Annotated in this window: 16 protein-coding genes; 4 read left to right on the forward strand and 12 right to left on the reverse strand. The window is 60.9% G+C overall.

Annotated features, from left to right (window positions below; genetic code table 11):
- Positions 1-13: 13 nt before the first annotated feature.
- Positions 14-1,360, forward strand: coding sequence for an HlyD family type I secretion periplasmic adaptor subunit (locus N1078_RS08760; protein ID WP_274087999.1), 1,347 nt, complete (start codon positions 14-16; stop codon positions 1,358-1,360).
- Between the two features lie 179 nt (positions 1,361-1,539).
- Here the strand turns inward: N1078_RS08760 and mmsB are convergent, their stop codons facing one another.
- The 6 genes from mmsB to N1078_RS08790 all read right to left on the reverse strand — a co-directional run bounded on the left by mmsB (position 1,540) and on the right by N1078_RS08790 (position 8,678).
- Entirely contained in the window at positions 1,540-2,424 is an 885-nt protein-coding gene (gene mmsB / locus N1078_RS08765; protein WP_274087798.1) for a 3-hydroxyisobutyrate dehydrogenase, read from the reverse strand.
- 134 nt (positions 2,425-2,558) lie between these two features.
- Positions 2,559-3,662, reverse strand: a complete 1,104-nt coding sequence (locus tag N1078_RS08770; RefSeq protein ID WP_274087799.1) for an enoyl-CoA hydratase/isomerase family protein — start codon at positions 3,660-3,662, stop codon at positions 2,559-2,561.
- A gap of 100 nt (positions 3,663-3,762) precedes the next feature.
- Entirely contained in the window at positions 3,763-4,581 is an 819-nt protein-coding gene (locus N1078_RS08775) for an enoyl-CoA hydratase (RefSeq protein WP_274087800.1), read from the reverse strand.
- Between the two features lie 65 nt (positions 4,582-4,646).
- On the reverse strand, positions 4,647-5,813 hold the full coding sequence (locus tag N1078_RS08780) for an isobutyryl-CoA dehydrogenase (RefSeq protein ID WP_274087801.1): 1,167 nt from the start codon (positions 5,811-5,813) through the stop codon (positions 4,647-4,649).
- Positions 5,814-5,819: 6 nt separating this feature from the next.
- Positions 5,820-7,067 (reverse strand): ABC transporter substrate-binding protein, encoded by a 1,248-nt coding sequence (locus N1078_RS08785; protein ID WP_274087802.1) that lies wholly within the window; start codon positions 7,065-7,067, stop codon positions 5,820-5,822.
- Positions 7,068-7,184: 117 nt separating this feature from the next.
- Positions 7,185-8,678 (reverse strand): CoA-acylating methylmalonate-semialdehyde dehydrogenase, encoded by a 1,494-nt coding sequence (locus N1078_RS08790; protein ID WP_274087803.1) that lies wholly within the window; start codon positions 8,676-8,678, stop codon positions 7,185-7,187.
- A 141-nt stretch (positions 8,679-8,819) separates the two neighbouring features.
- On the opposite strand from N1078_RS08790, the gene N1078_RS08795 reads away from it, so the two are divergent.
- The 3 genes from N1078_RS08795 to ung all read left to right on the forward strand — a co-directional run bounded on the left by N1078_RS08795 (position 8,820) and on the right by ung (position 11,437).
- A complete protein-coding gene (locus tag N1078_RS08795; RefSeq protein WP_274087804.1) occupies positions 8,820-9,701 on the forward strand; it encodes an AraC family transcriptional regulator in 882 nt (293 codons plus the stop codon).
- Between the two features lie 176 nt (positions 9,702-9,877).
- Positions 9,878-10,648, forward strand: coding sequence for a hypothetical protein (locus N1078_RS08800; protein ID WP_274087805.1), 771 nt, complete (start codon positions 9,878-9,880; stop codon positions 10,646-10,648).
- Between the two features lie 90 nt (positions 10,649-10,738).
- The gene (ung, locus tag N1078_RS08805) at positions 10,739-11,437 is read left to right on the forward strand and encodes a uracil-DNA glycosylase (RefSeq protein WP_274087806.1); all 699 of its coding nucleotides are present in this window, start codon (positions 10,739-10,741) and stop codon (positions 11,435-11,437) included.
- Between the two features lie 6 nt (positions 11,438-11,443).
- Here the strand turns inward: ung and N1078_RS08810 are convergent, their stop codons facing one another.
- The 6 genes from N1078_RS08810 to N1078_RS08835 form a co-directional block, all read right to left on the reverse strand.
- A complete protein-coding gene (locus tag N1078_RS08810; protein ID WP_274087807.1) occupies positions 11,444-12,313 on the reverse strand; it encodes a DUF6279 family lipoprotein in 870 nt (289 codons plus the stop codon).
- Positions 12,314-12,463: 150 nt separating this feature from the next.
- Positions 12,464-13,495, reverse strand: a complete 1,032-nt coding sequence (locus N1078_RS08815; RefSeq protein WP_274087808.1) for an AbrB family transcriptional regulator — start codon at positions 13,493-13,495, stop codon at positions 12,464-12,466.
- Positions 13,488-14,996, reverse strand: a complete 1,509-nt coding sequence (locus N1078_RS08820) for a tripartite tricarboxylate transporter permease (protein WP_274087809.1) — start codon at positions 14,994-14,996, stop codon at positions 13,488-13,490. The genes N1078_RS08815 and N1078_RS08820 overlap by 8 nt, the downstream gene beginning before the upstream one ends.
- Position 14,997: 1 nt before the next feature.
- On the reverse strand, positions 14,998-15,441 hold the full coding sequence (locus N1078_RS08825; protein WP_274087810.1) for a tripartite tricarboxylate transporter TctB family protein: 444 nt from the start codon (positions 15,439-15,441) through the stop codon (positions 14,998-15,000).
- A gap of 142 nt (positions 15,442-15,583) precedes the next feature.
- A complete protein-coding gene (locus N1078_RS08830) occupies positions 15,584-16,561 on the reverse strand; it encodes a Bug family tripartite tricarboxylate transporter substrate binding protein (protein ID WP_274087811.1) in 978 nt (325 codons plus the stop codon).
- Between the two features lie 172 nt (positions 16,562-16,733).
- Positions 16,734-18,005 carry an OprD family porin gene (locus N1078_RS08835; RefSeq protein WP_274087812.1) on the reverse strand — a complete coding sequence of 424 codons (1,272 nt, stop codon included), beginning with the start codon at positions 18,003-18,005 and terminating at the stop codon, positions 16,734-16,736.
- Positions 18,006-18,152: the final 147 nt, after the last annotated feature.

An 18,152-nucleotide genomic window follows, 5' to 3' on the forward strand; every position in this document is an offset into this window, starting at 1 on the left:
CGAGAAAAAGAGCCTGCGTCAGGCCATTGCCGCCTATTTTGGCAGTGACGATGAGCTGGGCGATGAACCGCTGCCGGAGGTCAATAAAGCGCTGATTGAGGACGCGCCACGGGTGGTACGCCTGACCATCTGGGGGCTGATTGCTTTTGTGGTGTTCTGCTTACTGTGGGCGAATTTCGCTGTGGTTGATGAGGTGACGCGCGGTGATGGCAAGGCGATTCCGTCTTCGCGGCTGCAGAAAATCCAGAACCTGGAAGGCGGTATCGTTGCTGAGCTGTTTGTCCGCGAGGGGCAGATCGTCAACGCGGGTGACCCACTGTTGCGCCTCGATGATACCCGCTTTGCCTCCAATGTCGGTGAAACAGAGGCCGATCGTCTGGCCCTGCTGCTGCGGGTTGAGCGACTCAGTGCCGAAGTGCAGGACCGCGAGCTGGTGGTGGCCGATGAGGTGCGCGAAAAGGCGCCGAGGCAGGCGGATAACGAAATTCAGCTGTTCAACAGTCGTAAGCAGCAATTGCTCGATGAAGTGGCTGGCCTGGAAGAGCAGTTGATTCAGCGCCAACAGGAATTGCGCGAGTTTGTCTCTAAGCAGGGGCAGTTCCACAACAGCCTCAGTCTACTGCGTCAGGAAATACGTATGTCTGAACCGCTGGTGGCTCAGGGGGCGATTTCCCAAGTGGAAGTGCTGCGCCTAAAACGCGCCGAGGTGGAGGCCCGTGGCCAGCTGGAGGCCACTACTCTGGCCATACCGCGCGCCGAGTCGGCGATCAAGGAGGTCGAGCGCAAGATCGATGAAACCCGTGGTCGCTTCCGCAGCGATGCGCTGACTCAGCTCAACGAGGCGCGCACCGAACTGAGCAAAATTCAGTCAACCGGTAAGGCGCTGGAAGATCGGGTCAACCGCACTCTGGTGATTTCTCCGGTACGCGGCATCGTCAAACAGCTGTTGGTCACCACCATTGGCGGGGTGATTCAGCCGGGCAGCGACCTGGTGGAGATCGTGCCGCTGGGTGAGAACCTGCTGGTTGAGGCGCGTATTCGCCCGCAGGACATTGCTTTCCTGCATCCGGGGCAGGAGGCGATGGTCAAGTTCACTGCCTATGACTACACCATCTATGGCGGACTCAAGGCTGAGCTGGAGCAGATTGGTGCAGATACGGTAACCGACGATGACGGCAACAGCTTTTACGTGATCAAACTGCGTACCAACAAAAGCCATTTGGGCAGCGAGGAGCATCCGTTGTTGATTATTCCTGGCATGGTCGCTTCGGTGGATATCATCACCGGTAAGAAGAGTGTGCTCAGTTACCTGCTCAAGCCGATTATCCGTGCCCGCGCCGAGGCATTGCGCGAACGTTGAGTGGTTGAAAGTCAGCATCGAAAAGCCGCAGTTATCTGCGGCTTTTCGCTGTCTGGGGTGAGCGCGAGCAGCGTTTAGCGAGGCGCTTTGGCTGCGATCAATCGGGCGCTTCCGCACTATGACGTATGAGCCCGCTGCCGTGCGCTCGCGGCTGCTTTAAGGCTACAAACGTCTCACGCTTACTCGATAAACAACTGCTGCACCACCGAGAAGTCCTGCTTGCCTTTGCCCTGTTTAAGCAGCAGCCGGTAGAGCTGCAAGGCCAGCGCGCCCATGGGGATGCTGCTGCCGCTGGCTTGGGCGGCTTCCTGCGCCAGGCCCAGGTCCTTGGCCATCAGCTCGGCCATAAAGCCGCCGCTGTAGCCTTTGGAGGCGGGGGCGTTTTCCATGACGCCAGGCCAGGGGTTGTACTTCTCCAGCGTCCAGTTGCCGCCTGAGCTCTGGCGCATGATCTCAGCCAGCACCGCGGGTTCAAGGCCGTTGGCTACGCCCATGGCCATCGCTTCGGCGGTGGCGATCATCTGCACGGCGAGCACTTGGTTGTTGCACACCTTGGCGACTTGGCCCGCACCGGCGGGGCCGGCGTGGAAGATATTCTTGCCCATGGCGTCGAAAATCGAGCGGGCTTTTTCCAGGGTTTCTGCTGCGCCGCCGATCATAAAGGTCAGGGTGCCTGCCGCCGCGCCAGCGGTGCCGCCGGAGACGGGGGCGTCGAGCAGTTCGATACAACGCGCCTGCGCGGCTTGGTGCACCTTACGCGCAGATTCCGGGGCGATGGTTGAGCATTCCAGCACCAAGCTGCCGGGCTTGAGCGCCGCCAGCAGGCCGCTATCACCCAGGTACAGACCTTCAACATGACGGCTGGCCGGCAGCATACTCACCACCACATCGGCATTCTGCACCGCCTCCAGTGCGCTGCTGGCAGGGAGTGCGCCATCTTTGGCCAAATCCTCAACGGCAGCTTGCAGCAGGTCGAAGACGTTTAAGTTGAAGCCAGCCTTGAGCAGGTTGCGCGCCATGGGCAGGCCCATGTGACCGAGGCCGATAAAAGCGATTGTTGTCATTGTTATGCTCCTGTCGCGCTGAATAACGTTCGGGTAGCCGTGTAGGGTGGATGACGCTTTACCCATCCGCCGGCTGTGGTCTTATCGGTGGATGAAAAAAGCGTCATCCACCCTACGCACTGAGTTGATATGCCTTACAGATCCGCCAGCGGATGAGCACCGTCCCACACCGGCTCGAAGTGCGCTTCGATCACCTCGACAGGAATGCTTGCCACATCTGGCCAGTGCCAACGCGGTGCGTGGTCTTTATCGATCAGCCGCGCGCGCACGCCTTCGGGGAATTCCGGGTGGCGGCAGCAGTTCAGGCTGATGGCGTATTCCATGCGAAATACCTCGGCCAGTGACAGGTGCTTGGCGCGCTTGATCTGTTGCCATACCAGGTGCCCGGTCAGCGGGCAGCCGCCGGTCAGGGTTTTGCCGGCGCGGGCCAGCAGCGGGTCGTGATCGTTTTGCAGTTCGCTGATGGCTTGCCAGGCATGGGGCAGGTCGGCGCTGTCGAGCAGCGCATCGATGCGCGCGCGACGCGGCAGCCACTGCGCTTCCGGCAGTTCAGCAAGGGCTTGGTTTTCCAGCGCCTTGAGCAGGCTGTGCAGTTGTTGTGCACTCTGTTCCTGCCAATTGAGCTGGGCCAGGCCATCGAGCAGGTCGCTCTGCTGGCTGTCGAGCAGCGCGCGATCGGCCAGGCCTAGATCCAGCGCGTCACGGGCATTGATGCTGCTGGCGGTGAGGCCGAGGAACAGCCCAAGTTTGCCGGGCAGGCGGGCGAGGAACCAGCTGCCGCCGACATCCGGGTACAGGCCGATGTTCACTTCCGGCATACCCAGGCGGCTGCCTGGGGTGACGATGCGGATATCAGCGCCTTGCATCAGCCCCATGCCGCCGCCGAGCACATGGCCATGGGCCCAGCAGATAAAGGGTTTTGGGTAGGTATGGATGCGGTGGTCGAGACGGTATTCGTCGGCAAAAAAGCGCCGCGCCAAGGGCGGTACTTCACCGGGATGCTCGCGGCATTGTTGCGCCAGCTGCACCACGTCGCCGCCGGCGCAGAACGCCTTAGGTCCATTACCGCGCAGCATTACGCAAGCAATTCCCGGGTCTTCGGCCCAGGCTTTGAGCTGGGCATCCAGCGCTTCGATCATCGGCAGTGATAGGGCATTCAGGCTTTTCTCGGCATCCAGGCTGGCGATGCCGATGCGCATGCCGTGTTGGGCGGGGCGTTCTTCAAATTGCACGTTCATCATGTGTCCCTGCTGCACGGGGCTGCTTGTTCAGCTCAGCCGGCTTAATAGGTTTGTCGGAGGGGCTGTAATCGCGGCTAAAGCCCCTCCCATGAGCGGATTATTTATTGCGCCACTGTGGATCGCGTTTTTCTAGGAAGGCGTTGACCCCTTCACGGGTGTCATCGGCGTCGAACAGGTCGACAAAGCGCTCACGTTCCTCACTCAGCCAGGTATTCGGGCTGCGCTCGCGTGCGCCCTGCAGCAGTGGCTTGATGGTGCGCACCGCCACCGGGCTTTGCCGCGCAACCTTGGCCGCCAGCAGCAGGGCATGGCCGCGGGCTTCGCCGCTGTCGACCACTTGCTCGACCAAACCAATGCGCAGCGCGGTTTCCGCATCGAGGCGCTCGCCGCAGAGAATCATCCGTTTGGCCCAGCCTTCGCCGATCAGCCAAGCCAGGTTTTGCGTGCCGCCCGCGCAGGGCAGCAGGCCTACCGACGCTTCCGGTAGGGCCATTTGTGCCTGACGCTCGGCGATGCGGATGTCGCAGGCCAGGGCGCACTCCAGGCCACCGCCCATGGCATAGCCGTTGAGGGCGGCAATCGACACTCCGCGAAAATCGCGCAGCGCTTCGAAGGCCTCACCGAAACGTCGGGCCATTTCCCGGGCGCGGGCCTTATCGCCATCGGCAAATAGTTTGAGGTCGGCGCCGGCGCTGAAGAACTTGCCGCCTTGGCCGGTGATCACCAGTGCGTAGATGTCATCGTCACGGTTGAGGTGTTCAACCAACTGCTTGAGGCCGATCAGCGAGTCGCGATCCCAGGTGTTGGCGGGCGGGTTGTTAAGGGTGATCAGTGCTGTGTGGCCGTGCTTTTCTACGGTGATCTTGTGAGTCAGGTCGAATACACCGGGGTTGTAGGGTTCGATGGCGTGGCTCATGGGTGTCCTCATGTGGGCTGATGCAGGCGCTTGTTGCTGCCACCTGCGGGTCAAGGATTCAGGCTCTATAAAAGGCGATCCAACATGCCGCCCTGGTCGAGCAGGCGCCGGGCGATGATCACCCGCATGATTTCGTTGGTGCCTTCGAGAATCTGGTGCACACGGCTGTCACGCACCCAGCGCTCCAGCGGGTAATCATTCAGGTAGCCGTAACCGCCATGCAGCTGCAGCGCCTCGTTACACAGGTTGAAGCAGTGGTCGGTGGCAAAGCGCTTGGCCATGGCGCAATACAGGCTGGCTTCGCTGTGGCCATGGTCCAGCTTATGCGCGGCCAACCGCACCATCTGTCGGCTGGCGGTCAGATCAGTGAGCATGTCAGCGAGTTTGAACTGCAAGGATTGGAAGTCGCTCAGCGGCTTGCCGAACTGTTTGCGCTCTTCGACGTAGCGCAGTGATTGCTCCAGCGCCGCTTGTGCAGCGCCCAGCGAGCAACTGGCGATATTGATGCGCCCGCCATCCAGCCCCTTCATCGCGTAGACGAAGCCCTGGCCCTCGGGGCCGATGCGGTTGCCCGCCGGGATACGCACGCCTTCAAAGGTGATGGTGCGCGTCGGTTGGGCGCGCCAGCCCATTTTCAGTTCGTTACGGCCGTACTTCACGCCTTCGGCATCGGCCGGTACCAGGAAGCAGGACACGCCCTTGGCGCCGCTGTCTTCGCCGGTGCGCGCCATGACGATCAGCACATCGGTGCTGCCTGCGCCGGAGATAAAGCATTTACTGCCGTCCAGCACATAGTCATCACCATCGCGCTTAGCGCGGGTGCGCAAATGGGCGGCGTCGGAGCCGGCGTCGGGTTCGGTGAGGCAATAGGAGGCCAGCAACTCGCCACTGACCAGGCGCGGCAGCCAGGCATCTTTCAATGCCTGGTCGGCGAAGGAGGCGAGCATCCACGCCGCCATGTTGTGGATGGTGAGGAAGGCGGTGGTGGCGATACAACCCGCCGACAGTTGTTCGAAGATCAGCGATGCGGAGAGTCGCGACAGGCCGAGGCCGCCGTCCTCTTCGCCGATGTACAGGGCCAGGTAGCCCTGTTCGGCGGCGCGCTTGATCACATCCACCGGGAAGTGGTGGTCGCGATCCCAGTCGGCGGCATGCGGCGCCAGCTCACGGCTGGAAAATTGACGGGCGCTGTCGACCAGCAGGCGTTGTTCATCGCTGAGTTCGAAATCCATAAGTCCTCATTGCAGGGTTAGGGGTTGCCCGGCGGCGCGTCGTTCGGCTTGCCATTCGGCAAGGCTGGGCGCCGCTTGGGAGGCGTCGAGGCGGTCGACGATTTCAAAATAGTCTTGCTTGAACGGGTCCTTGAGCACCTCGGCGCGGGTTTTGACTTTGACCGCATACACCGTCTGCACGTTCTGGTGGTCGAAGGCGCGCCAGGTTTGTGGGTCCTTAAGTAGCTGGTACTGATGACCTTCCAGGGCCTTGATCAGCGCTTCGCTGTCCAGGCTGCCTGCGCGTTTGGCGGCATCGGCCCACTGATAGACGATGCTGTAGGCCGATGCGGCGGAGCTGGACGGGTAGGTGCTGTAGCGCTCGCTGAAGGATTTGACGAAGGCTTCGCCGTGCACGGATTTTTCCAGTGCCGGCACGCGCCAGGTCCAGGGTTCGCTGCCGATAACGCCTTCCATCAGGCCGGGGCCCGCTTGTTCGACGATGCTCTGGGTCAGGTTCGGCGCAACGATTTGCATGCGTTCGGTGAGGCCAAGGTCCTTGGCGATGCGCATGGCGCGCACCAGGTCTTCACCGAACAGCACCAGAGCGAGCACCTCGGCGTTGCTGGCGGCGGCTTGGCTCAGCGCATCTTGATAGTCGGCCAGGCGCGCACCCGGAAAGGCTACTTTGAGGCCAGGGTGCTGAGTGCTGTCTGCGCTGCCGGTGGTTTGCCGCAAGGAGCTTTCGCTGGTGTGGCCCCAGGTGTAATCGGAGGTGATGTAGAAGTAGCGTTTATCCGGCAGATTTTGACTCAGGTATTGGCCTAATACCCGCGCGCTCATCCAGGCGTTATTGCTCTCGCGGAACATATAGCGATGGCCGTCTTTGCCGGTGGTGTCGTTGGAGTAGGTGAGGGTGCCGAAGTACAGCAGCCCATGTTCTGCTGCGCGCTTGCCGGAGGCGATGGCCACGGCGCTGGATGAGCCGCCAAACAGCATGGCCGCGCCTTCACTGGCCAGCTTGTCGACATTTTTCACGGCCTTGGCCGGACGCGAAGCGGTGTCTTTGCTCGACAGGCGCAGCGTGCGCCCCAGTACACCGCCCTGGGCGTTAAGCTCGTCGATAGCCAGCAAGGCTCCGCGCATCTGGGCCAAACCCTCTTCTTTATACGGGCCTGTGCGTGGGTAGTTGAGGCCGAGGGTGATCGGCTCAGCTGCTTGCGCGCAGGCGGTAAGCCCGGCCCAGAGGGCCAGGGCGGCAGTCAGTTGTTTCATTGCAATCCTCCATGTTGTTGTTATGTCAAAGCACTGTGAGGCTCTGGCACGCAAGGAGGCATTGTCTTTTGGTCTAAACAACTGGGTATTGCAGTGGATCAATACGGCTACGGGTTCTCATTTCAATTGAATGGTCATATTTGCGCCGGCCACTGAATCCTCATCAAACCAGCGGCTGGTGACCGTTTTGGTTTCGGTAAAGAAACGCACCCCTTGTTTACCATAGGCGTGCAGGTCGCCATAGAACGAGCCCTTCCAGCCCGTGAAAGAGAAGAACGGCAGCGGCACCGGCACCGGTACGTTGATGCCGACCTGGCCGACTTCCACTGCGTGCTGGTAATGCCGCGCCGCGCCGCCGGAGCGGGTGAAGATCGAGGTGCCATTGCCGTAGGGGCTTGCGTTGACCAGTTCGATGGCGTCTTCCAGCGTGTCGACTTCCATGCACACCAGCACCGGGCCGAAGATTTCCTCGCGGTACAGGCTCATCTTGCGGGTCACGCCGCGAAACAGTGTGGCGCCAATCCAGTTGCCGTTGGGGTAGCCCTCAACCGCGCAGTGCGAACCATCCAGCAGGCATTCGGCGCCTTCCGCTTTACCTTCGGCGATCAGGCGCAGCACGCGCTGTTTCGCTTGCTGGCTGATCAGCGGGCCGAAGGCGGCGTGGCCGTCGGTCCAGTAGCCGGGCTGCAGGTCGGTCATCTGCGCCTGCAGTTCGTCGATCCACTGTTTCGATTCGCCGACAAATACCGCCACGCTAATCGCCATACAGCGCTGCCCGGCCGCGCCACAACTGGCGCCAACCAGGTTGCTCAGCACCTGCTGTTTGTTGGCGTCGGGCATGATCACCATATGGTTCTTGGCACCGGCAAAGGCCTGCACGCGCTTGAGGTGAGCTGTGCCGGTGCGGTAGATATGCTGGCCGACTGGCACCGAACCGACGAAGGAGATGGCGCGGATATCCGGGTGGGTGAGCAGGCTGTCGACCACTTCGCGCGCGCCGTGCAGGACCTGCAATACGCCCTTGGGCGCACCGGCCTCGATAAACAGCTCAGCCAGGCGATTGGGGGTCAGCGGGTCTTGCTCGGACGGCTTGAGAATAAAGGTGTTGCCGGCGGCGATGGCCAGGGGAAACATCCACAGCGGAATCATCGCCGGGAAGTTGAACGGGGTGACGCCTACGCATACGCCTAGCGGCTGAATCCAGCTGGCGGTGTCGATGTCGCGGGCCACGTTCTCCATGGTCTCGCCCATCATCAGGCTGGCGATATTGCAGGCCTGCTCGACCACCTCGATACCGCGCCATACATCACCCTTGGCGTCGGCCAGGGTCTTGCCTGTTTCCCCAGCGAGAATTTCCGCCAGCTCATCATGATGTTCTTTGAGTAGATGCTGGTAGCGCAGCATCACCCGCGCACGGTCGGAGACTGGCACTTCACGCCAGGTGAGGAAGGCCGCCTTGGCGCTGGCAATCGTCGCTTCGATTTCCTCGGCAGTGGCCTTGGGGGCTAGGGCCAGGACCTCTTGAGTGGCCGGGTCGGTGACTTCGATAAATTCACGGGCGCGGCTTTCGCGCCATTCACCGTCGATCAACTGTGGGATTGCCTTGGCCATGCGGGTATTCCTCGTGGCGAACCGCTGTTGGGCTCGATTGTTATTGTTTGGTTGTTATAGCGGCCCTGCGGTGCTTTGTGGATTGACGATCTTGGTCGCTGGATGGACTATCTTGTGCTTGAAATCTAATAGGACTGCCCGATGCCAGCCTATGTCGAGACCTCCAACTGGCCCTTGCCCGCTAACGGCGTGCGCTTTATCACGCCGCCCCGCTTGCGCCGCCTGCTGGCTCGGAGCCCTTTGGCTCAGGGCTGCTACCCGCTGGCTCTGGGGTTCTACCCGCAAGCTGCGGGGCACCGTATGCATCGCCCGCAGCCGGAGGATCACCTGCTGATCTACTGCCGCGCCGGGCAGGGCTGGCTGGACACGGCGGATGGACGATTAGCTGTCAGTGGTGGCGATTTGCTGCTGTTGCCAAAAGGCGTGGCGCATACCTATGGCGCGGACGCGCAGAAGCCCTGGACCCTGTACTGGGTGCATTTTGATGGTGAGTTGGTGGCGGACTTTCTCAAGCCGTTGGGTAAGGGGCCGCTGTGGCGCATTGGCGTGCAGCCAAGGCTGCTGGCCGAATTCGATGCGTTACTGAATCTGCGTAAGCAGGGCTTGAACCCGCCGCACTTTATTCATGCGGCGCATCAATTACAGGTGTTGCTGACATCCCTGGCGGTGCTGCCGGCGCGTGCCACACTGAAGTCTGGGCGGGTGCTGGATGTGGACGCGGTGCAGGCGGTGATGCGCGCGCATTTGCATGACTCGCTGAACCTCGATGAGCTGGCCGCGCAGTTCAAACTGTCCCGTTTTCACTTCGCCAAGACCTACCGTGCACTGACCGGGCATGCGCCGATTCAGGACTTTATCCAGCTAAAAATGGCTCACGCCTGCCGCCTTCTTGATGAGGGCGAGCAGGGCATTCGTCAGGTGGCGGAGCAGTTGGGTTATGACGATGTGTATTACTTTTCGCGGCTATTTCGCAAAGTAGTGGGCATGGCGCCTAGTCATTATCGGGCGTTGCATCAGGGCTGATGCTGCCTTGCATTCTTTAGTAAATAAGCCGTGCAGCAGGTGGTGTTTGCCAGATTTCTGCCTTATACATGAAGTGCTGCCGAAGGCCCCGGCACACTAATAAAGTCATTAAGCTGGCCCACAACGGTCGGTAGGGACACTGTTAGTACGAGGTCATATTGAGACGCCTAGCCTGGATGCTGCTTCTGTTGTTGCCCGTCACGGTAGTGGCCGCACCTGTCAGTCTTTACACCTACCATCGCCAGCCCCCCTTCGTTCTGGAGTTAGAGCCGCGCACGGGCCTTATGTTTGAGGTGGCTGCGCTGCTGAATCAGCAAGCCGACGCTCAGCAAACCTATGATGCCCGTGTGCTGCCGCGCGCACGCTTAAACCAAACCTTGGCGGGTTGGCTAGACGGCAGTTGTGCAGGGCCAGGGGCGCCAGGTTGTGATGACAACTGGATGCTGCTTTGGGTTATCCCCGCGTGGGGCTGGGGCGAGAGGGCTGAGCAGCGATTTCTCTGGGTTGATCTGTTCAAAGATGAAGACCTGGTGGTTTCAACGCAGCAGCATAAGGTTCCTTACCGCAACGCCAACTCGCTGATCGGTCAACGCTTCGCCGCGTTGCGCGGGCATCACTACCCAATGGGCGTTGAAGAGCTGATGCAGCAAGGCAAAATTGACCGCGAAGATGGAAATGATGTGCGCGCCTCGCTGATGCGTATCCACTCACGGCGGGCCGCGGTAACCATTATTCGTCGTTTGGCGTTCAACTATTACCTGCAGAACGATCCGCGGTTGATGTCAATTGCGGCTGATTTCTACGTGGCCAAGCAACCGTTCAACCAGTTCACCTTGCAGGCCATGATTCCCAGAAGCCGTCCAGATTTACGCGACGTGCTTGAGCGCGCTAAGGCTGATCCCGCCTGGGCCGCATTATTTGCCCGCTACGGGATTAAGCCACTCTAGAGTGAGCAATATGGGGCATGCCTGTCTGCTTGACTTGCCGATGAGGCTTCCTTAGCGTGCCGTCTCCGTTGGTACAGGCAGGACATAGGCATGAGCGCTGCAGATAACGTCAAACTCGAAGCCGGCTGGAAAGCTGCGCTGCGCGAGGAGTTCGAAAAGCCCTATATGCGTGAGCTGGGCGACTTTCTGCGGGCGGAGAAGGCGGCGGGCAAAGAGATCTACCCACCGGGTGCGCTGATTTTTAATGCCTTGAATTCCACGCCATTGGCGGCAGTCAAGGTGGTGGTGATCGGCCAGGACCCTTACCACGGGCCGGGGCAGGCCCATGGTCTGTGCTTCTCGGTGCAGCCTGGGGTGAAAACCCCGCCGTCGCTGGTGAACATCTATAAAGAGCTCAAGCGCGACCTGAATATCGACATCCCCAGTCACGGCAACCTGCAGCATTGGGCGGAGCAGGGCGTGTTGCTGCTCAACACCTCATTAACCGTGGAGCATGGCATCGCCGGTTCCCACGCCAAAATCGGCTGGCAAACCTTCACCGATAAGGTGATCGAAGTGGTCAGCCAGCAGCAGGAGCGGCTGGTATTTCTGCTGTGGGGCGCGCATGCGCAGAGCAAGGAAAAACTCATCGACTCCAGCAAGCATCTGGTGCTGAAATCTGTACACCCTTCGCCGCTATCAGCGCACCGTGGCTTTATCGGCAATGGCCATTTCAACCGTACCAACAAGTTCCTGCAGCAGCATGAACTGAGCCCGATCGACTGGCGCTTACCCGAGCCTGCTTGCTAGAACCCTTTAAGCGGCACTGCACTGCTGCTCGGCCAGATCCCGACGTAAATCACGCAGGCGATGTCTCAGGCGCTCGCGCTGTGGTTCATCAGCACTGCTTAACAGTTGGCTCAGCAGCGTGGCCAGCGCCTGGCGTGAGCGAGCATAACTGGCGCGATAGGCGTCGCTGGAGAAGCGTTCACGGTGCTGCAAGAGCTGCGTCAGTTCGGGCGCAAAGTAAGCGCTGTGGCGCTCAGCAAGCAGGGTGCGCAACTGTGCTTGCCAGCGTTGGCGATTCTCCAGCCACAGGCGGTTCTGTTCGCCAAGGCCATTGGCCCAAGCGGCGATATGCTCGGTTTGCGTACTGTTCAGGCGGCCCAGCCAGGGTCGCAGGCGTTCCTGCATGCGCGTCTGCCGTTCGCTGATCTGGGTGGCCAGGGGCGGGTCGAGGAAGTCCTGACGGTCTTCCAGATTGTCTTCATCTAGCGCCGCGTAAAAATCGTTAACCTGCTGCTCGTTCAGCCCTTGCAGCAGTTCGATGGCGGTGGGGGTGATTTCGACGCTGATGCGTTTGAGCGCGGCATCGAACTGGGCGAATTGCTCAAGCAGCTGGCTGCTGTCCGGTTGCGCCTGGTTGAGGAGGCTCTCGGTGCTATGCAGCCAGTCGATATAACGTGGTAACTCGACGCTGCAGTGCCATTGCAGGTGGGTCTGCAAGCGCGGCTTGAGCCAGGCCTGCTGCTGGCTGTTGAGGTTCAGGTAATCGTTCAGCCGCCAGGGCACCAGCCAGTCCAGATTACGGTAGGCCAGCCCCAGGCGGCTGCAGGCCGTGACCAGTAGACTCAGGCAGAGCAATAACAGCAGGGTTTTTGCGGCGGGCCAGCGCAGTACGCTCATACACAAATGCCTCTTTTAGCCAGGCCCTGAGAGTACCCCTGCGCAATGCGTCTGCGTGGCGATGGACATATCTGTTAAACAAAAACTGTTGCCGAAGCCGGCAAAAAAGAGCCCGCACAAGGCGGGCTAAACGTGGTCGTTAATGCTTGTTCAGCTGCGTTGCCAGAGCCTGAACAAGGGCTCGGCCAGGAACATCACCAGAAACAGGCGCAGCACCTGCAAGGCCGTGACCATTGCCACTGAAAGTTGCAGGGCTTCGGCGGTCAGACACAGTTCGGTGATGCCACCGGGCATCATGCCGAGCATCAGTGCGTTCTGGCTTTCCCCGGCCAGCCAGCCCAGGCCCTGGCCCAATGCGGCGGCGGCGAGCATGGCGAGCAGGCAGAACAGCAGGATGCGTGCGAGAAAGCCGGGTGCACTGCGAAAGAAGTTGCGGTCGAAGTGACAACCCAATGCGCAGCCAATCAGCCATTGTCCCGCCTGGCCCAGGCCGTCGGGTAAGCCCAGATGCAGGTCAAAACTGACGCTGGCTACCGCACAAACAGTCAGCGGGCCGAGCATCCAGGGGTTGGGTTGGCCCAAGCGGCCCCATAACCAGGCCATCAGCGCACCGCCAGGCAACAGCAGCGCTAACCACGGCCAACTCACCGGCGCCGGCACCGGTGGTTCGATAGGCGGCAGGCTCCAGGTGAAAATCGCTGGAATCAGTAGCACCACCAACAACAAGCGCAGGCTATGGGCAGCCGCCACCTTGGCGGTTTCAGCGTTGTGCCGCTGGGCCAGATTGACCATCTCACTGGCGCCGCCGGGCATGCTGGCGAAGAACGCGGTGGCGCGGTCGAGGCCGGCGCGGCGCAGCACGATAATGCCAATCAGGCTGAGCAGCAGGGTGAGCAGGGCGCCGAGCAGGATCACGCCGAAGTGGCTGAAGAGCTGGCCGAATACTTCACTAGTGAAATGCAGGCCGATGGCGCTGGATACCAGCCACTGGCCGGTCTTGCGCCCGCCCGGTAGCTCGGTAATCAGCCAGCCGCTGCAGCGTGCCGCGATAACCGCGAGCAGTGAGCCGATGATCCACGGCAAAGGCCAGCCGATCAGGCTGGCCAGCGCGCCACCGGCCAGGCCGACCAGCGGAGTGGCCCACCAGCTTTGCCAGCCGGTGAGCACAGGTAGCTTAGGCATTGGCCGGTTGCGCCGTGCGCCGTGCACGCCACCAGCGCAGGCCTGGCAGGGCCAGCATCAACGCGGTGAGTGCCCACAGGCACAGGCTGATCGGGCTGCTCCAGAGGATGTTCAGATCACCTGCGGAGATCGACAGGGCGCGGCGCAGGTTGTCTTCCATCAACTCACCGAGCACAAAACCGAGAATCAAGGCCGACAGCGGGAAGTCCAGTTTGCGCAGGATGTAGCCGAATACGCCGAGGCCGATCATCAGTACCAGGTCGAAGGTGGTGCTGTGCACCGCGTAGACGCCGACCATGCTGATCACGGTGATCGCCGGTACCAATACCCAGTTAGGCACGCTGAGCATGCGTGAGAACAGGCCAACCAGCGGGATGTTCATCACCAGCAGAATCACGTTGCCGATAAACAGCGAGGCGATCAGGCCCCAGACCACATCGGGCTGCTGTTCAAACAACAGCGGGCCGGGGGTGATGTTGTACAGCGTCAGCGCGCCGATCATCACCGCAGTGGTGCCCGAGCCCGGTACGCCGAGGGTCAGCATCGGGATCAGTGAACCGCAGGCCGAAGCGTTGTTAGCCGCTTCTGGCGCCGCCAGGCCGCGCAGGTCACCTTCACCGAACTTGCCTGTGCTGCCTGCCATGCGCTTTTCGCTCATGTAGGTCATGGCACTGGCGATGGTCGCGCCGGCACCGGGCAGGGTGCCGATGACGAAACCAGCGACGGCGCTGCGCACCATGGTCCAGAAGGTGAAGGTGAACTCTTTGAAGTTGAACAGCAGGCGACCGCTGGCCTTCACCGCTTTCTGGCCGTTGTGGGTTTTTTCCAGCATCAGCAGTACTTCACTGACGCTGAAGAAACCGATGACCACGATCACGAACTGGATGCCGTCGGACAGGCTAACGCTGCCGAAGGTGAAGCGGTATACGCCGGTGGTGGAGTCGACGCCGACCGTGGCCAGGGCCAGACCGATCAACGCCGCCATCAGGGTTTTCATCGGTTTGTCGCCGACCATGCCGCCGAGGCAAGCAATGGCGAAGATCATCAGTACGAAGTATTCGGCCGGGCCGAAGGCCACCGCCCATTTCGCCAGCAGTGGCGCAAACAGCACCACACCGCAGGTGGCGATGATGCTGCCGATAAACGAGCTGACCGCGGACAGCGACAAGGCTATACCGGCCTTGCCCTGGCGGGCCAGCGGATAACCATCAAGGGTGGTCATCACCGCGGCGGCATCACCCGGTACGTTGAGCAAAATGGCGGAAATACGCCCGCCGTATTCACAACCCAGGTACACGGCGGCCAACAGGATCAGTGCGGTTTCCGGTGGTAGGCCAAGGGCGAAAGCCAGCGGCAGCAGCAAGGCCACGCCGTTGATCGGGCCAAGGCCTGGAAGCATGCCGACAATGGTGCCGACAAAGGCACCGAACAGCGCCATCAACAGGTTTTCCGGGCGGGTGGCGACATCAAAGCCTTGCATCAAGAAGTTCAGGGTTTCCATTTCAGCTCTCCACAAAGGCTTCGAACAGGCCGAGGGGCAGCGGCACATCCAGCAGGTAGTCAAACAGCACATACAGCAACACGCCCATCAGCACGGCGCTGATGGCGCAAGGAATCAGGCGGCCGGTAAACAGCAGGCCAAGGGCGAACGCGGCCAGGGCCGTGCTGATAACAAAGCCAAGGGTTTCAAACAGCACGGCATAGGCCAGCAAAGTAAGCACGCACAACGTGGCACGCAGAGCGGCTTTGCGGTTGAAGGTTTGTTCGAGCAAACCTGGCTTGAACAATAGCCACAGGCTGCCGGCCGACATCAGGGTTAGCAGCAGCAAGGGATAAGCGCGCGGACCCACCGGGTCGTAGGCGAAGGGTGCCTGGAAGCCCCAGGCAATAACGGCGAGCGCGGCGCAAAACAACAGCCAGATCGCGGCGAACAGGCGAACGTACATGGCGGATTACCTAGTCGAGAATCGGGGGCAGAGCGTGAAACCGTAGGATGGGTCGGGCCGCGTAGGTCGAGCGCAGCGATACCCATCAAGGGTGCGCTTGAGCGATGGGTATCGCGATGCTCAACCCATCCTACGTAGCGAGTTACTGAACTAGGCCGAACTCGCCAGCCAGTGCCTTGTATTCCTCAACTTGCTTGAAGACCAAGGCTTTCAGCTCGTCGCCAGTGACTGACAACGGCAGCAGGTCGCGCTGCTCGCGCAGCTTGGCGAAATCTTCGCTGGTCAGCAGGGTGTCGAACTGCTGTTTCCACCAGTTGAACTGCTCGTCAGTCACTTCTGGGCCCATGTAGAAACCACGGATCACCGGCCAGCTAATGTCGTAGCCCTGCTCCTTGGCTGTCGGGATGTCAGCCAGTTTGCCTGGCAGGCGCTCATCGGACAGCACGGCGAGGATGCGTACTTTCTTCGCTGCCAGTTGCGGGGTGACTTCACCCAGGCCGCTGGAGGTGACCTGTACATGGCCGCCAAGCATGGCGGTGAGGGTTTCGCCGCCGCCTTCAAAGGCCACGTAACGCAGGTTTTTCGGGTCGATGCCGGCCAGACGCGCGATCAGTGCAGTTTGCATCCAGTCCTGCCCACCGATGGTGGCGCCAGCGCCGAAAACGATGCTGCCCGGGTCTTTTTTCAGCGCTTGCACCAGATCATCGAGGTTTTGGTAGGGCGAGTCGGCACGCACGGTGATGGCGCCGTAGTCAGTGCCGACGGCGGCCAGCCAGCGCACTCCGGTTTCGTCGTAACGGCCGAACTTGCCTTGCGCGAGGTTAAGCAGCGAGCCACTGGAAAACGCGGTGATGGTGCCTGGATCATCCGCGCGCTGGGCGATCACCGCGTTATAGGCCACCGCACCAACGCCGCCGGGCATGTAGGTGACGCGCATTGGCGACTTGAGCAGGCCTTCATCTTTCAGGCCGCTCTGCGCCAGTTTGCAGGTCAGGTCGAAGCCGCCACCGGGCTTGGCTGGGGCAATACATTCTGGGCGCTTCGGTTCCGCAGCCAGCAGTTGGCCGGCAAAGGCCATGCAAGCGGTCGCCAGGGCAATGCGAGTAAAGGCAGTTTTCATGGTGTGTTCCTCTGAACTCGTAGAGGGTGCTTTACACACGTAGCGAGCGAAGGTCAGGCAAGGCGAAATTGGCCGAGAAAGCGCAGTGTACGAGTTGTACATGAGCATTTTGAGGCTGATTTCAACGCGGCATGGCCTAGCGCAGTAGTGTGTATCACCCGATTATTGTGGGTTACCAGATCGGCAGCGTATAGCCGACAATGACGCGGTTCTCGTCCGCGTCGCGGGCGAAGTCGGATTTGAAGCTGGCGTTACGCAGACGCACGTAGACATCTTTCAGCGGGCCGCTCTGCACCACGTACTTGACCTCGATGTCGCGTTCCCACTCGCCACCGGTATCGTCGCTGCCAGCAATCTGCGCATCGCTGCCTTTGATATAGCGGGTCATAAAGCTCAGGCCGGGTACGCCAATTTTGCCGAAGTCGTAGTCGTAACGAGCCTGCCAGGAGCGCTCGTCGGCGTTGGCGAAGTCGTTGATCTGTACGAAGTTGACCAGGAACGGGTCGCTGCCATCGATATAGGCGTAACCGGTGTCGCCGCTCATGTCCTGGAAGCCCAGGCCGAGTTTGTGGCCGTTGATGGCGTAACTGAGCATGGCGTTGAGGGCGCGGTTATCGACTTTTCCGGCGTTCGCCGCGCCGCTGTCCTTGCTCAGCATCAGACGTACATCGGCACTCAGGTTGCCGCTGCCCAGAGGCTGGCTGGCGAGCAGGCCGAAGAAGTGCTGACGGTAGATGTCGTCGAGGTCGGCAAAGTAGTAACGCCCGGTGAGGCCCTTGGCGAACTGGTAGTCGAGGCCCATCAGGTCCAGATGGTCAGCGGTGATGCCAGCGGCAAAGCGCTTGTTCTTGCCGTTCAGGATCAGCTCTTCGGAGTTGGTCGAGGCGCGGTCGATCACCTTGTCCAAACGCCCGCCGGTAAAGGTCAGGCCTTCGAGTTCGGAGGAGGTCAGCAGGCCGCCTTCGAATACCTGCGGCAGCAGGCGGCTGTCGCTGGCCTTGACCACGGGCAGTTCAGGAATATGCGAGCCATAGCGCAGCTCGGTATTGGAGACCTTGACCTTGGCTGTCAGGCCTAGGCGGCCAAATTGGTCTGGGGTGCCGCCATCGTCCTGCACAGGCAGCAGGTCGGTGCCGGTACTGCCGCCGCCGGAGTTTAGTTTGACGCCGAGCATACCCAGGGCGTCCAAACCAAAGCCGACGGTGCCTTCGGTATAACCGGACTGGATGTCGAGTAGAAAGCCCTGACCCCATTCGTCGCGCTTGTTCTGCTGGCTGCTCGTGCCTTCACGGAAGTCGCGATTGAGGTAGATATTGGTGGTGGTCAGGCTGGTTTTGCTGTCAGCCACAAAGTCGGCGTGGGCCGCGGGGGCAAGCAGGGCCGTGCTGATGGCCAGGCTGAGCAGGTGTACAGGCGAAAGTGCCCGATTTGATGCAGTCGGCATCCTGTGGTCTCCATTGTTGTTTTTGTCACGGCTGCGCACCACTGCGTCAGTCGTTCAGGTCGGTGGGTCGAGCCACCTGAAACCGATGCTAGGGGGTCAAGCTTTCACCAGGCTTTCAGCTTGAAAGAAAATGGCTGGGGCGTTCGC

This window comes from Pseudomonas sp. MIL19 (assembly GCF_028680365.1).
Taxonomy (GTDB): Bacteria; Pseudomonadota; Gammaproteobacteria; order Pseudomonadales; family Pseudomonadaceae; genus Aquipseudomonas; species Aquipseudomonas spirodelae.

Excerpts from the sequence above, each read along its gene's own strand:
- mmsB (WP_274087798.1), bottom strand. The coding sequence starts at position 2,424 with ATGACAACAATCGCTTTTATCGGCCTCGGTCACATGGGCCTGCCCATG.
- N1078_RS08770 (WP_274087799.1), bottom strand. The coding sequence starts at position 3,662 with ATGAACGTGCAATTTGAAGAACGCCCCGCCCAACACGGCATGCGCATC.
- N1078_RS08775 (WP_274087800.1), bottom strand. The coding sequence starts at position 4,581 with ATGAGCCACGCCATCGAACCCTACAACCCCGGTGTATTCGACCTGACT.
- N1078_RS08780 (WP_274087801.1), bottom strand. The coding sequence starts at position 5,813 with ATGGATTTCGAACTCAGCGATGAACAACGCCTGCTGGTCGACAGCGCC.
- N1078_RS08785 (WP_274087802.1), bottom strand. The coding sequence starts at position 7,067 with ATGAAACAACTGACTGCCGCCCTGGCCCTCTGGGCCGGGCTTACCGCC.
- N1078_RS08790 (WP_274087803.1), bottom strand. The coding sequence starts at position 8,678 with ATGGCCAAGGCAATCCCACAGTTGATCGACGGTGAATGGCGCGAAAGC.
- N1078_RS08795 (WP_274087804.1), top strand. The coding sequence starts at position 8,820 with ATGCCAGCCTATGTCGAGACCTCCAACTGGCCCTTGCCCGCTAACGGC.
- N1078_RS08800 (WP_274087805.1), top strand. The coding sequence starts at position 9,878 with ATGCTGCTTCTGTTGTTGCCCGTCACGGTAGTGGCCGCACCTGTCAGT.
- ung (WP_274087806.1), top strand. The coding sequence starts at position 10,739 with ATGAGCGCTGCAGATAACGTCAAACTCGAAGCCGGCTGGAAAGCTGCG.
- N1078_RS08810 (WP_274087807.1), bottom strand. The coding sequence starts at position 12,313 with ATGAGCGTACTGCGCTGGCCCGCCGCAAAAACCCTGCTGTTATTGCTC.
- N1078_RS08815 (WP_274087808.1), bottom strand. The coding sequence starts at position 13,495 with ATGCCTAAGCTACCTGTGCTCACCGGCTGGCAAAGCTGGTGGGCCACT.
- N1078_RS08820 (WP_274087809.1), bottom strand. The coding sequence starts at position 14,996 with ATGGAAACCCTGAACTTCTTGATGCAAGGCTTTGATGTCGCCACCCGC.
- N1078_RS08825 (WP_274087810.1), bottom strand. The coding sequence starts at position 15,441 with ATGTACGTTCGCCTGTTCGCCGCGATCTGGCTGTTGTTTTGCGCCGCG.
- N1078_RS08830 (WP_274087811.1), bottom strand. The coding sequence starts at position 16,561 with ATGAAAACTGCCTTTACTCGCATTGCCCTGGCGACCGCTTGCATGGCC.
- N1078_RS08835 (WP_274087812.1), bottom strand. The coding sequence starts at position 18,005 with ATGCCGACTGCATCAAATCGGGCACTTTCGCCTGTACACCTGCTCAGC.